The sequence below is a fragment of the Streptomyces sp. 17_S59 genome (assembly GCF_056930295.1).
The window spans coordinates 2,284,213-2,297,377 of sequence record NZ_JBXOWD010000001.1 but is presented as its reverse complement, the minus strand read 5'-3'; the positions used below and the strand labels follow the sequence as shown (position 1 = coordinate 2,297,377).

Sequence of the window (13,165 nt, the reverse complement as noted above, 5' to 3'; positions counted from 1 at the left end):
GGTGCTCGTTCGTTAAGGTCCCCGGGTGTGGCTGCCCCGCGCAAGAGCCGACTGACGCCTTCCGGGGCAACGGGCGGGCCCTCCGGAAAAAACCCGTTGCAAACGCGTGTGGCTTTCCGTAATGAATAGCGAAAAGGGATAAGCATGCAGGTGCCGGTTGGTGAGCTGGTATTCGATGTCGAGGTATCGGGGCCGGACGGCGGGGACCCGGTCCTCCTGCTGCACGGATTCCCCCAGAGCCGGCATGCCTGGGACCGGGTCGTACCGGCTCTGCACGCTGCCGGCCTCCGTACCATCGCGCCCGACCAGCGTGGCTACTCGGACGGTGCCCGGCCGCTGGGCGCGGACTCGTACGCGCTCCCGCTGCTGGCCGGTGACGCCCTGGGGATCCTGGACGCCCTCGGTGTGGAGTCCGCCCATGTGGTCGGACACGACTGGGGATCCGTCGTCGCCTGGTTCCTTGCCGCGCACCACTCCGACCGGGTCCGCTCGCTGACCGCGGTCTCCTTCCCGCACCTGGAGGCGTACTGGTACGCGCTGCGCAACGACCCTCAGCAGCGCCGGCTTTCCCAGTACATAGCCTGGTTCGTGTCGCCGGAGAGCACCGCGGGACTCCTCGCCGACGATGCGGAACCCCTTCGGTCACTGTTCGGCGACGTGATCGAACCCGCCCAGGTCGATCACTACCTCGATCTGCACACCCGCCCCGGCGTCCTGGACGCGACCTTGAACTGGTACCGCTCCGGCAGCCTCCTCGCCGAGCACGAGGGCCTCGGCCCCGTTCCGGTCCCCACGACGTACATCTCGAGCGACGGCGACATGGCAGCGAGCGCGGTCGCCGTCGAGCGGACGGCGGAGCACGTGACCGGGCCGTACCGTTTCGTCCGACTGGAAGGCGTCACACACTGGCAGCCGGAGCAGGCACCGGAGAGAGTCGCCGAGGAGATCCTGCACCGGGTGAAGTCGGGCCGGGAGAGCTGATGTCCGGTCGGCGGGGCGGCGTACGGGCGGTGACCAGGGCGACCGCGCTGCCCGTACCCAGCTGGGCCGAACGGGTTGCCCAGCTGATTCCCCTGCTCGGCCTGCCCGTCTGTCTCTGGCGACTGCCCTTCGGTTTCGGGTTCCAGATGGGGATGGAACTTCCCCGCACGAAGCAGGGCTTGTGGGTGACCGTGCCCTACGTCCTGACGCTCAGCATCCTCTCGGAGGCGTTCGCCCTGCTGTGCTTCGGGCTGGTGCGCTGGTGGGGCGAGACCGTGCCCGACCGGGTGCCGGTGATCGGCGGCAGGCGCATCCCGCCGTCCGCGGTGATCGCGCCCGCGGCACTTGCCGGACTCGCCTTCACTGCGCTGCTGGTCGACTGGGTGTGCACCACGTTCGGCCTGGCCGGTCGCTCGGACGTCGAGTACGAGAACGGGTGGTGGCACGCCCTGGCCACGGCGGTCACTGGTTTGTTCGTGCTGTGGGGGCCCTTGGTGCTGGCGCTGACGTACGGCTACTACCGGCGCCGCTGCCGGCCGGGTGACCAGAACGGGAGTTGGCTATGACCCAGGAAACCGCTTCCGCGGACACGCGGGACCGGCTCGCCGAACTGTCCAGAATCCGGGACGAGGTGTTCCAAGGCTCGCCCAAGGCCACCGCCGCTCAGCACGCCAAGGGGAAGCTGACGGCTCGCGAGCGTATAGATCTGCTGCTCGACGAGGGCTCTTTTACCGAGGTGGAGCCGCTGCGGCGGCATCGTGCCACGGGGTTCGGGCTGGAGGAGAAGCGCCCGTACACCGATGGTGTGATCACCGGGTGGGGGACCGTGCACGGGCGGACGGTGTTCGTCTACGCACACGACTTCCGGATCTTCGGTGGTGCGCTGGGCGAGGCCCATGCCACGAAGATCCACAAGATCATGGACAAGGCGATCGCCGCCGGGGCGCCGCTGGTGTCCCTGAACGACGGTGCGGGCGCCCGCATCCAGGAGGGCGTCTCGGCGCTCGCCGGGTACGGCGGGATCTTCCAGCGCAACACGAAGGCCTCGGGTGTGATCCCGCAGATCAGTGTGATGCTGGGCCCGTGTGCGGGTGGTGCGGCCTACTCCCCGGCCCTGACGGACTTCGTGTTCATGGTCCGGGAGACCTCGCAGATGTTCATCACCGGTCCGGACGTGGTCCGTGCGGTGACGGGTGAGGAGATCACCCAGAACGGTCTGGGCGGTGCGGACGTGCACGCGGAGACCTCCGGCGTGGCCCACTTCGCCTACGACGACGAGGAGACCTGCCTCGAGGAGGTCCGGTACCTCCTCTCCCTCCTGCCCCAGAACAACCGGGAAATGCCGCCGCGTTCGGCCGAGTCGCCCTCTGCCGATTCCCGCCGCGAAGGGTTGCCCGGCCTCGTGCCGCCGGACGGAAACCGTCCGTACGACATGCGCAAGGTCATCGAGGAGATCGTCGACGACGGTGAGCACATGGAGGTGCACGAGCGCTGGGCCACCAGTGTCATCTGCACGCTCGCCAGAATCGACGGTGAAGTGGTCGGCATCGTCGCCAACCAGCCGCAGTCCCTGGCCGGCGTTCTCGACATCCACTCCTCGGAGAAAGCGGCACGCTTTGTGCAGCTGTGCGATGCCTTCAGCATTCCGCTCGTCACGCTCGTCGATGTGCCCGGGTTCCTCCCCGGCGTGGACCAGGAGCACGGTGGAATCATCCGGCACGGTGCAAAGCTGCTGTACGCGTACTGCAACGCCACGGTGCCCCGGATCTCGGTGATCCTGCGCAAGGCCTACGGCGGTGCCTACATCGTCATGGACTCGCAGTCCATCGGCGCCGACCTCACCTTCGCCTGGCCGACCAACGAGATCGCGGTCATGGGCGCGGAAGGTGCGGCCAATGTCGTCTTCCGGCGGCAGATCGCGGCCTCCGACACCCCCGAGGCGACGCGCGCCCAGCTGGTCAAGGAGTACAAGGCCGAGCTGATGCACCCGTACTACGCGGCCGAGCGGGGCCTCGTGGACGATGTCATCGACCCCGCGGACACCCGCTCCGTGCTGATCGGCGCCCTGGCCATGCTGCGCTCGAAGCACGCTTCGCTTCCTGCCCGCAAGCACGGCAATCCCCCGGCGTGAGCGTGTGGTGATCACCGCCGTTCCTACCGCGTCCGCCGCGGTAGGAACGGCGAGTTTTACCGGCAGACGATTTCATCGGTGGCCGGAAACTGGGTATTTCCGCGGAGCGCATCAAGAGTGCCCGGCGCCACTGGGATTCCCATGGTGTGGCGTCGGGCACTCTTGGCCAATATTTATTGGCTCACGCCTGATGTAATGCCCAAGTGGTGAGTACTCAGCAGGCGATCAGACGGTCGAAGTGCGAGGTGTTGAACGGCAGGGCGCTCGTCGCGCTCTGGCCGGGCTGGATCGAGTAGCACGTGGGGTCGGTGCGGTCCGTGTACTTGACCTGGATGTGCTGCACGGTGCTGCAGTTGTTGGTCACCTTGACGGAAACGGTGCCGAAGAGTATCTCCTGCGCCGAGACGCAGCTGGGGACGGAGCCGGCGGTGGCCGTCGTGGTGGCGGCCGACGCCATTCCCTGCGTGGCTGCCACGAGGGCCGCCCCGCCCAGCGTCACGGCTGCGGCATTCAGCAACTTGCGCATATTGTTGACTCCTTGAATCAATTCCCGCAGCCCGTCGGCTGCCGGTGTGATCCAATTAGAGTTCACTGCGGTTCGCTTCAGCGTGCGAAATTGAGAGATTGGCACCTTCCTGCATTGGGCAGGCCGGGGTGGTGCCGCGGTCCCGCCAGTGCGCGGGATCCCCTGCGGGCGGTGCGGTCGGGTGCCGTCGTCGTCCGAGTGCCGGGCCGGGCGGCCGGGCCGGCACGCTGTTCCGGGGCGGCCTCGTCGCGCCCTCCCGGTGGGAGGGGGGCGACGGCTGTGAAGGGCGCCCCCGGCAGGACTCGAACCTGCGGCCAAGCGCTTAGAAGGCGCCTGCTCTATCCACTGAGCTACGGGGGCCGGTGTGTGCGGCGGTCGCGGACGGCTGAAGCCCCGGGCTCGGTGGTGCCGTGACCTTGCCGGGGACAAGGATAGGGCTCCGCGTACCTCGTCCCGGTTGCTTCACCTCCGTGACACGATGTGGAGGTTCGGTGAAGCGGTCCTGATAATCGCAGGCAGGTGCGATTTTCGCATCGTTTTTGACGTCCCAGTCGTCGGGTGTTGTGTACTCGTTATGCCGGGGCCCCTTGCGCCACGCCTCGCGCGCCAGGGGCTATACGCTTCAAAAACACACCAGAATTGGGCATTCTGCACGTGTGGCGACCTTGGACGTACGGCCCCGACTGCTCGATGCGCTGTCCGCACTGCGTGACCGCGTGGACGCCGCACGCTTCCCGCTCCCCCTCCCGGGCGCCGACCTCGCCCGCCGAAACCGGGCCGAGCTCCTGGCGCAGCTCGACGACTACTTGGTGCCCCGGCTGTGCGCCCCCGAAGCGCCGTTGCTGGCCGTTGTCGGAGGGTCCACGGGGGCCGGGAAGTCCACCCTGGTCAACTCGCTGGTGGGGCGCAGGGTCACTGAGGCGGGGGTGCTGCGGCCGACAACTCGTACGCCAGTCCTGGTGTGTCATCCCGACGATCACCACTGGTTCGCGGGACCCCGGGTGCTGCCCGGCCTCCAGCGGGCCTGGCTGGCCCCCCAGGAGGGTGCCCCCTTCGAGCCGGAGGCGCTCGACGCGGCGGCAGGGGGCGCGGAGGCGCACGAAGAGGTGGAGAGTGAGCTGCTCACGCTGTGCATCGAGACCGATCGCGCGCTCCCACGCGGTCTCGCGCTCCTCGATGCGCCCGACATCGACTCCCTCGTCGCGCACAACCGCGAGGTCGCGGCCGCGCTGATCTGCGCTGCCGACATCTGGGTGCTCGTCACCACCGCGACCCGGTACGCCGATGCCGTGCCCTGGCACCTGCTGCGGACGGCCAAGGAGTACGACGTCACCCTCGTCACCGTCCTGGACCGGGTGCCGCACCAGGTGGCCGTCGAGGTCTCCCGGCAGTACGACGCGCTGCTCGAGCACGCGGGCCTCGGCGACGTCCCCCGGTTCACCATTCCCGAGCTGCCCGAGTCCGCCGGCGGCAGCGGGCTGCTGCCCGCCACCGCCGTGGCGGGGCTGCGGGCGTGGCTCGCCCAGCGCGCCGAGGACCCGGCGGCCCGCACGGTGGCGGTCGCCCGTACCGCGCGCGGAGTGCTCTCCTCGCTCGGATCGCGGCTGCCGGGCCTCGCCGGGGCCGCGGCCGTCCAGCACGCGGCGGCCGTCCGGCTGATGGGGCGCGTCGAGGACGCGTACGGCCGCGCCGCCCGGCGCGTCCGGCGAGAGGTCGAGGCGGGCGAGGCGCTGGCCGGCGACGCCCTGACCCACTGGCGCGGGTACCCGGGCGACAGCAACCCCGACGAGCTGCTCACCGCCCTCACCGCCTCCCTCATCGCCCTGCTCACCTGCGCCGCCGACGCCGCCGACGAGGAGATCGCCGCCTCCTGCGCCGGCGACCCGGCCGCCGGGGCCGCGCTCGCGCCCCGCGACCCGGACGGCGCGGGCGACCGCATCGGCGTGGCCGTGCGGCGCTGGCGGCGCTGCCTGGAGGAGATCGCCCAGGAGGAGGTGCGGGCCGCCGAGCGCGACCGCGGCACGGAGGCCGAGCGGACCGCCGCCCTGCTGGCGGCGGCCCTGCTCGGCGGCCGCAAGGCGGACACGGCGGGGGAGACGCTGGCCGAGACCTTCGGGGCCGCGGTCGCGCTGCGGCTGCGGGACCGCGGCGGACAGCTGCTGTCCGACTGCCTCGAGCAGACCCTCGAGGCCGAGCGGGAGCGCCGGGCCGCCCCCCTCGAGGCCCTGGAGATGACCCCCGACCACCAGGTCGAACTCATCGCGGCGCTGTCCGTATTGCAGAAGGAGAGATGACTGCCGTGCCGCCGTCAGCAGAATCAGCAGAATCAGCAGGGGGAGCAGGGGCAGCAGCCGGGGGTGCGGAGCCCGCCGCCATGGATCCGTTCGCTCCTGCGGTCGCGTCGGGTGCTCCGTCCGTTCCCTTCGCCCCGTCCGCTCCGCCCGCTTCGTCTGCTTCGGGGGAGAGGGCGGAGATCGCCGGGACGGCGGATTTCGCCGCGGATTTCGCCACGGCAGCGGAAGCGAGCGGTCCGGCGGGCATGTCGTCCCCGGTGATCCCGCCCGGCCCCGCCGCTCCCGCGCGCGAGCCCGCCGAGCGCGTCTGGAACGACGGCTTCATCGCCCGTCGCGGGCGCCCCGTACGCGACACCCGCACCATGCCGCTCCCCGAACTCGCCCTCTCCCCGCCCCCCGCTCCCCCCGCCGCGCGGCACAGCATGACCTCCCCGGCCGGGCAGGCGCTGCGGCCGCGGCTGGACGCCCTGCGCGAGCTGGTCGGGCTGTCGCGGGCCCGGCTGGACCGGCGCACGCTCGCCGAGGCCGGGCGGGTGCTGGAGGAGACGGCGGCCCGGCAGCAGCACTCGCTGGACCTGACGGTCGTGGCCATCGCCGGGGCGACGGGCAGCGGCAAGTCGACGCTGTTCAACGCCCTCGCGCGGGCCCAGCTCTCGGAGGCCGGGGTACGCCGCCCGACCACGGCCCTGCCCGTCTCCTGCGCCTGGAGCGACCAGGCCGAGGGTCTGCTGGACCGGCTCGGCATCCCGGCCCGGGCCCGTCGGCAGCCGGTGCGCCCGTACGACCCGGCGCTGAACGGGCTCGTCCTGCTCGACCTGCCCGACCACGACTCCGCGGCGGCCGGCCACCGGGAGCAGGTGGACCGGCTGCTGGGGCTGGTGGACGCGGTGATCTGGGTGGTGGACCCCGAGAAGTACGCCGACGCCGTGCTGCACGAGCGCTACCTGCGGCCCCTGGCGGGCTATGCGGAGGTGACGTTCGTCGTGCTCAACCAGGTGGACCGGCTGACGGGCGACGCCGCGGACCAGGTGCTGGACGATCTGCGGAGGCTGCTGGACGAGGACGGGCTGGCGCTGGGCGAGCACGGCGAGCCGGGTGCGGCGGTGATGGCGCTGTCCGCCCTGACCGGCGCGGGCGTCGCCGAACTGCGCGAGGCGCTGGGGCTGTTCTCGGCGCGGCGCAGCGCGGCGGAGCTGCGGCTGACGGCCGACGTGGACGGGGTGTCGGGGCGGCTGCGGTCGGCCTATGTGGCCGAGGGTCGGCCGGGGCTGACGGAGCGGGCGCGGCAGGAGTTCGAGGACCGGCTGGCGGAGGCCGTGGGCGCCCAGGCGGCCGGGCTGGCCGCCGAGCGGGCCTGGGCGCGGGCGGCGGAGCGGTCCTGCGGCTCGTCGTGGGTGCGGTTCCGGGTGTGGTGCGAGCAGCGCGGGCGCGGCCGGGGCAGGGGTGCGCTCGGCGGTGAAGCGGACGACGACCTTCTGGTGCCGCGCCGGACGGCGTCCCGGCCGCTGGTCGAACGGGCCGTACGGGCCCTCGCGTACGAGGCGTCCGCCGGGCTCCCGGGGCCGTGGGCGCAGGCGGTGCGCGAGGCGGCCGGGCGCGGTGCGGAGGGGCTGGCGGAGGCGCTGGACGAGCTGGCGGCGGTGACGGCCGCGGACACGGCGGCGGGCGCCGCGGCGGGCGCGCCGCGGCCGGGCGGCGGGGAGCCCTTCGGCGGTCCGGGGCGGTCCGGGGGCACCTGGCGCACGGGCGCCGGGCACGTGGAGCCGGCGCAGGAGAACCCGGGCCGGACGGGGCTGTGGCGGACGCGCGGGGGCGGGTCCGCCTCCTCGGTGCGGCCCCGGTGGTGGCGGGCCCTCGCGGCCGGGCAGCGGACGCTGCTGACGGTGCAACTGCTGGGCACGGCTTGGCTCGTGGGGACGTGCGCGAAGGAGCTGGGCGGGCCGTGGTGGGGTCCCGCGGTGCTGATGACGGGGGGTGCGGCGGCGGCTCCGGTGCTGGCGTGGTGCGGGCGGCTGGCGGCGCGGGGGCCCGCGCGGGGGTACGGGCTGGAGACCGAGCGGCGGCTGCGGAGCGCGGCGGCGGGCTGCGGGCGGGAGCGGGTGCTGGAGCCGGTCGCGGCCGAGCTGCTGAGGTACCGGGAGGTGCGGGCGCAGTTCGTGATCGCGGCCGGTGAGATGTAGCCGGTGAGATGTAGGTGAGATGTAGGTGAGATGTAGCGGGCGGAATACGGCCCGGGAGGGGCGGGGTGGACCCGGGTGAACTCCTGAGGGTGACCGGGATTTCCACAACCGCGGGGCTGTCCACAGCCCTCAGCGAGCCTTGACGATCACGGGCAGCATGGGCTCACGAACCGGGTCACGCAGCGGGGGAGGCGTTCCGAATGAACGAGACATTGGTGACGGTCGTGGGCAATGTGGCCACGCAGCCCGACTTCAGGGAGGCGGCCAACGGCTCGGCCGTCTCCCGGTTCCGGCTGGCGGCGACGGTGCGCCGGTGGGACCGGCAGCGGGGGGAGTGGGCCGACTCCTCCACCAGCTTCTACACGGTGTGGGCCTGGCGTGCGCTCGCGGCGAATGTCGTCGCCTCCTTGTCCATCGGCGAACCGGTCGTCGTCCAGGGGAAATTGAGAATTCAGGATCAGGAGCGCGAGGGAAAACGATGGCTTTCGGCCGACATTGACGCCGTGTCGATCGGCCATGACCTCGCGCGCGGTACGTCGGCTTTCCGCCGAGTGGTTCCGGCCAGACGGCTGCCGGTCGAGCCCGTGCGGATGGCGGGGCCGGGTCAGGCCCTGTCGGCCGGGTCCGCCGCTGGTGGCGAGGGGTCCCCGGCCGGCGCCGAGCCCGCTCCGGGGGAGCGGACCGCGGCCGCCGTGACCGCGCGGTGAATTTGGGTGGGTTTGCCCCGGCGATTTATCGATAATGCCAGGTCAGAGCCTTGTGGGCGATAACGATTCCGATTCGGATCGGCCGCTCGAAGGTATGTGCGGTCGTCGGGTTGTGGCCGCTCCTTAAGATCCCCTCCATAGCAACAACGGGGGCTACTGCGTTTTGAGTTGCCCGGTGAGGCGCGTCCGCCATGGTCGGTACCCGATCTCGCGTGATACGCGCCCGCCCGAAAGGAAATCCATGAACTCTGTGAAGAGGCGGGGCGCCGCTCGCCTCGCCGCCGCCCTTCTGGTGCCGGGCCTGGTCGCCGCCGGGGCGGTCGTCGGCACCGCGGGCAGCGCGGCGGCGGACGGCGCACCGCAGAACCAGGGCGGCGTCACCGCCGCGCTCGGCCGCATCACGGCCGGTGGCGGCGCCATGGTGCACGACAGCCGCAAGACCGGGCCCGTCCCGGCCGGCCTGTTCGAGATGAAGGTCGACGGCGGCGGCACGCTCCAGACGTACTGCATCGACATCCTCACCAACACCGTCGACGGCGCCAAGTACCGGGAAGCGGGCTGGAACGAGTCGTCCCTGCACGACAACAAGAACGCGGGCAGGATCCGCTGGATCCTCCAGCACTCGTACCCGCAGGTCAACGACCTGGCCGCGCTCGCCAAGGACTCCGGCGCGGGCACCCTCGACGCCAACACGGCCGCCGCCGGCACCCAGGTCGCCATCTGGCGCTACTCGGACAACGTCAAGGTCGACGCCAGGGACCCCGCCGCCGAGAAGCTCGCGGACTACCTCACCAAGAGCGCCGAGAACGACGAGGAGCCCAAGGCGTCCCTGTCGCTCACCCCGCCCGCCGTCTCCGGCAAGCCGGGGCAGCGCATCGGCCCGGTCACCGTGCACACCAACGCGAACAGCGTCGCCGTCGCCCCCTCCGGCGACGCTGCCGCGAAGAACGTGAAGATCGTCGACAAGGCCGGGAAGCCGGTCACCTCCACGGGCAACGGCGGCGAGCTGTACTTCGACGTGCCCGCGGACGCGCCCGACGGCTCCACCTCCCTGAAGGCCACGGCCGCCACCAAGGTCCCGGTCGGCCGCGCCTTCATCGGCGACCACACCAAGACCCAGACGCTGATCCTGGCCGGCTCCAGCGAGAGCACCGTCTCCGCCGACGCCACCGCCAACTGGGCCGCCAAGGGCGCGATACCGGCGGTGACGGCCAGGAAGGACTGCGCCAAGGGCGGCGTGGAGATCACCGCCGACAACAAGGGCGACCAGCCGTTCGCCTACGAGCTGGAGGGCGGCAAGCACACCGTCAAGCCCGGAGGCTCCGAGACCACCCTGGTGAAGGTCGGCGAGGACGAGGCGTACAGGATCACGGTGACCGGGCCCAACGGCTTCTCCCGGACCTTCACCGGCATCCTCGACTGCATGACGGCCGAGAACGGCTCCGTCGGCACCACCAGCAGCAGCGGCGCCCCCTTCGCCTCCCCGAGCCCGACCTCGGGCAATACCGCCACGGGCAGCACCGCCACCGGCGGCTCCACCACGGGCGGCTCCGGCACGGGCGGTGACCTCGCCAGCACCGGCGGCAGCACCACCACCCCGGTCATCGCCGGGCTGGCGATAGCCCTGATCGTCGCAGGGGGTGGGTCGGTGTTCCTGCTGCGCCGCAAGCAGACCGTCATGGGCGAGTGAGACCGGCCGGGTGAGAGCGGCCGAGTGAGCCCTGCTCACAGTCGGTGACCGGCGCGCCGCGCCCGGTCACCGGCCCGTCGGCCGCAATGCGTTTCCGCCGAGGGGTTCCCGTACGGCAAGATGGGGTGTATCTGCCCTCACGCGGCGGAGCCGCAAATTGGCCCTTCTCGATTGCCGGACGGTTTCTCTTGGCTGAGTACATCTACACCATGCGCAAGACGCGCAAGGCGCACGGCGACAAGGTCATCCTCGATGACGTGACGCTGAGCTTCCTGCCCGGTGCGAAGATCGGTGTGGTCGGCCCCAACGGTGCCGGTAAGTCCACCGTCCTCAAGATCATGGCCGGTCTGGAGCAGCCGTCCAACGGCGACGCCTTCCTGTCGCCGGGCTACAGCGTCGGCATCCTCATGCAGGAGCCGGAGCTGGACGAGAACAAGACGGTGCTGGAGAACGTCCAGGACGGCGTCGCCGAGACCAAGGGCAAGCTCGACCGGTTCAACGAGATCGCCGAGCTGATGGCGACCGACTACTCGGACGCGCTGCTCGAGGAGATGGGCAAGCTCCAGGAGGAGCTGGACCACGCCAACGCCTGGGACCTCGACGCCCAGCTGGAGCAGGCCATGGACGCGCTGGGCTGCCCGCCCGCCGACTGGCCGGTCGTCAACCTCTCCGGTGGTGAGAAGCGCCGCGTCGCGCTCTGCCGCCTGCTGCTCGAGGCGCCCGACCTGCTGCTCCTCGACGAGCCCACCAACCACCTCGACGCCGAGTCCGTGAACTGGCTGGAGCAGCACCTGGCCAAGTACGCGGGCACCGTCGTGGCGATCACCCACGACCGCTACTTCCTCGACAACGTCGCCGAGTGGATCCTCGAGCTGGACCGCGGCCGCGCCCACCCCTACGAGGGCAACTACTCCACCTACCTGGAGAACAAGGCCTCCCGCCTCAAGGTCGAGGGCCAGAAGGACGCCAAGCGCCAGAAGCGCCTCAAGGAAGAGCTGGAGTGGGTCCGCTCCAACGCCAAGGGCCGCCAGGCCAAGTCCAAGGCGCGTCTCGCCCGCTACGAGGAGATGGCGGCCGAGGCCGAGAAGATGCGGAAGCTGGACTTCGAGGAGATCCAGATCCCGCCGGGCCCGCGCCTGGGCAACGTCGTCATCGAGGTCAACAACCTCTCCAAGGCCTTCGGTGACAAGGTCCTCATCGACGACCTGTCCTTCACCCTGCCGCGCAACGGCATCGTCGGCGTCATCGGCCCGAACGGCGCCGGCAAGACCACCCTGTTCAAGATGCTCCAGGGCCTGGAGAAGCCGGACTCCGGCGACATCAAGGTCGGCGAGACCGTCAAGATCTCGTACGTCGACCAGAGCCGCGCCAACATCGACCCCAAGAAGACGCTGTGGGCCGTCGTCTCCGACGAGCTGGACTACATCAACGTCGGCCAGGTCGAGATGCCCTCGCGCGCCTATGTGTCCGCGTTCGGCTTCAAGGGCCCGGACCAGCAGAAGCCGGCGGGTGTGCTCTCCGGTGGTGAGCGCAACCGCCTCAACCTGGCGCTGACCCTCAAGCAGGGCGGCAACCTGCTCCTCCTCGACGAGCCGACCAACGACCTCGACGTCGAGACCCTGTCCTCCCTGGAGAACGCCCTGCTGGACTTCCCGGGCTGCGCCGTGGTCGTCTCCCACGACCGCTGGTTCCTGGACCGGGTCGCCACGCACATCCTCGCCTACGAGGGCAACTCCAAGTGGTTCTGGTTCGAGGGCAACTTCGAGTCCTACGAGAAGAACAAGATCGAGCGCCTGGGTGCGGACGCGGCCCGTCCGCACCGTGCCACCTACAAGAAGCTCACCCGGGGCTGACCGGGTGCGTCACCACGAGGAGGCCGTCGCCGCATGACGCAGCGACTGTCCTTCGCCGACGCCGGGGAGGCGGCCGATCTGGCCGCCTTCCTGGCCCGGCTCATCCACTACGACCGTGCCGCCGCGGTCCGGCTGCAGGCCGCCGGAGGGGTGCTCGGCGTCTTCGGCCGCCCGCCGTCCTTCGAGGTCCTCGCGATCCGCACGGCCCGGCTGGCCGGTGACCCGGAGACTGTCCCGGCGCTGGACGTCACCGTCTCGGCGGGCCGGTTCGCCGACGCCCTCGACGAGGGGGCGCGGCTGCCCGGCGGCGGAGTGGAGGTCACCGTCCCCGAGACCGTCACCGGTCCGCCCTGGGCCGGTGTCCTGCCGCCCCGCGGCGGCTGGCAGCGGGTGGCCGGAATGCCTGGTGCGGAGGCCGTGCGCGGCGCGGTCACCGCGGCCGTGGCGGAGTTCCGCTCCCGGGACGAGGCGCTGCCCGAGCAGCGCCGCACCCGCGCCGAGCGCGACCGTATCGGCCGGGAGATCTGGTCCCGCACCCTCGGCGACACCGGGCTGCCCCTGCGGGCGGTCCACGCCGCCCAGTCGCTGGGCTTCCTGCGGCCCGTGCCGGTGGCGAGCCGCCGGCCCGCCGCCGGGTCCGGCGCGGGCGGGGCGGTCGCCCTGGCCCCCGAGCCGCTCGTCCTCTTCGCCGCGCGCGGCTGGCTGCGCCTGCGCACGCCCTACGGCTCCATCGCCGTCAGCACCGGCGGTGGCCTGCGCGACCTGTCCGTCAGCCCCCTCTGACGGCCGCCGGGGCAGGCGCG

The 13,165-nt window shown here is 71.5% G+C and carries 10 protein-coding genes and 1 tRNA gene; 9 read left to right on the top strand and 2 right to left on the bottom strand.

Annotation, left to right across the window (positions count from 1 at the left end):
- Positions 1 to 144 precede the first annotated feature (144 nt).
- The 3 genes from AC1Z4A_RS10155 to AC1Z4A_RS10145 are packed head-to-tail and all read left to right on the top strand — an operon-like array spanning position 145 to position 3,112.
- Positions 145 to 981, top strand: coding sequence for an alpha/beta fold hydrolase (locus AC1Z4A_RS10155; RefSeq protein WP_483677561.1), 837 nt, complete (start codon positions 145 to 147; stop codon positions 979 to 981).
- On the top strand, positions 981 to 1,547 hold the full coding sequence (locus AC1Z4A_RS10150; protein WP_483677560.1) for a hypothetical protein: 567 nt from the start codon (positions 981 to 983) through the stop codon (positions 1,545 to 1,547). The genes AC1Z4A_RS10155 and AC1Z4A_RS10150 overlap by 1 nt, the downstream gene beginning before the upstream one ends.
- Positions 1,544 to 3,112: an acyl-CoA carboxylase subunit beta gene (locus AC1Z4A_RS10145; protein WP_483677559.1), complete on the top strand. Its 1,569-nt coding sequence runs from the start codon at positions 1,544 to 1,546 to the stop codon at positions 3,110 to 3,112. Before AC1Z4A_RS10150 ends, AC1Z4A_RS10145 begins: the two co-directional genes overlap by 4 nt.
- 214 nt (positions 3,113 to 3,326) lie before the next feature.
- On the opposite strand, the gene AC1Z4A_RS10140 is transcribed toward AC1Z4A_RS10145, so the two are convergent.
- Positions 3,327 to 3,638 carry a hypothetical protein gene (locus tag AC1Z4A_RS10140; RefSeq protein WP_483677558.1) on the bottom strand — a complete coding sequence of 104 codons (312 nt, stop codon included), beginning with the start codon at positions 3,636 to 3,638 and terminating at the stop codon, positions 3,327 to 3,329.
- 287 nt (positions 3,639 to 3,925) lie between these two features.
- Positions 3,926 to 3,998: transfer RNA gene (locus AC1Z4A_RS10135), tRNA-Arg, on the bottom strand.
- A 305-nt stretch (positions 3,999 to 4,303) separates the two neighbouring features.
- On the opposite strand from AC1Z4A_RS10135, the gene AC1Z4A_RS10130 reads away from it, so the two are divergent.
- The 6 genes from AC1Z4A_RS10130 (at position 4,304) to AC1Z4A_RS10105 (ending at position 13,145) form a co-directional block, all read left to right on the top strand.
- Positions 4,304 to 5,932, top strand: a complete 1,629-nt coding sequence (locus AC1Z4A_RS10130) for a dynamin family protein (protein WP_483683551.1) — start codon at positions 4,304 to 4,306, stop codon at positions 5,930 to 5,932.
- A 245-nt stretch (positions 5,933 to 6,177) separates the two neighbouring features.
- A complete protein-coding gene (locus tag AC1Z4A_RS10125; protein ID WP_483677557.1) occupies positions 6,178 to 8,112 on the top strand; it encodes a GTPase in 1,935 nt (644 codons plus the stop codon).
- A 200-nt stretch (positions 8,113 to 8,312) separates the two neighbouring features.
- Positions 8,313 to 8,819: a single-stranded DNA-binding protein gene (gene ssb, locus AC1Z4A_RS10120; protein ID WP_483677556.1), complete on the top strand. Its 507-nt coding sequence runs from the start codon at positions 8,313 to 8,315 to the stop codon at positions 8,817 to 8,819.
- A gap of 241 nt (positions 8,820 to 9,060) precedes the next feature.
- Positions 9,061 to 10,509 (top strand): Cys-Gln thioester bond-forming surface protein, encoded by a 1,449-nt coding sequence (locus AC1Z4A_RS10115; RefSeq protein ID WP_483677555.1) that lies wholly within the window; start codon positions 9,061 to 9,063, stop codon positions 10,507 to 10,509.
- Positions 10,510 to 10,697: 188 nt separating this feature from the next.
- Entirely contained in the window at positions 10,698 to 12,362 is a 1,665-nt protein-coding gene (gene ettA, locus AC1Z4A_RS10110; RefSeq protein WP_483677554.1) for an energy-dependent translational throttle protein EttA, read from the top strand.
- Positions 12,363 to 12,395: 33 nt separating this feature from the next.
- Positions 12,396 to 13,145, top strand: a complete 750-nt coding sequence (locus tag AC1Z4A_RS10105) for a DUF8010 domain-containing protein (RefSeq protein ID WP_483677553.1) — start codon at positions 12,396 to 12,398, stop codon at positions 13,143 to 13,145.
- The last annotated feature ends 20 nt before the right edge of the window (positions 13,146 to 13,165 follow it).

Excerpts from the sequence above, each read along its gene's own strand:
- AC1Z4A_RS10150 (WP_483677560.1), top strand. The coding sequence starts at position 981 with ATGTCCGGTCGGCGGGGCGGCGTACGGGCGGTGACCAGGGCGACCGCG.
- AC1Z4A_RS10145 (WP_483677559.1), top strand. The coding sequence starts at position 1,544 with ATGACCCAGGAAACCGCTTCCGCGGACACGCGGGACCGGCTCGCCGAA.
- AC1Z4A_RS10105 (WP_483677553.1), top strand. The coding sequence starts at position 12,396 with ATGACGCAGCGACTGTCCTTCGCCGACGCCGGGGAGGCGGCCGATCTG.
- AC1Z4A_RS10140 (WP_483677558.1), bottom strand. The coding sequence starts at position 3,638 with ATGCGCAAGTTGCTGAATGCCGCAGCCGTGACGCTGGGCGGGGCGGCC.
- ssb (WP_483677556.1), top strand. The coding sequence starts at position 8,313 with ATGAACGAGACATTGGTGACGGTCGTGGGCAATGTGGCCACGCAGCCC.
- AC1Z4A_RS10115 (WP_483677555.1), top strand. The coding sequence starts at position 9,061 with ATGAACTCTGTGAAGAGGCGGGGCGCCGCTCGCCTCGCCGCCGCCCTT.
- AC1Z4A_RS10155 (WP_483677561.1), top strand. The coding sequence starts at position 145 with ATGCAGGTGCCGGTTGGTGAGCTGGTATTCGATGTCGAGGTATCGGGG.
- AC1Z4A_RS10125 (WP_483677557.1), top strand. The coding sequence starts at position 6,178 with ATGTCGTCCCCGGTGATCCCGCCCGGCCCCGCCGCTCCCGCGCGCGAG.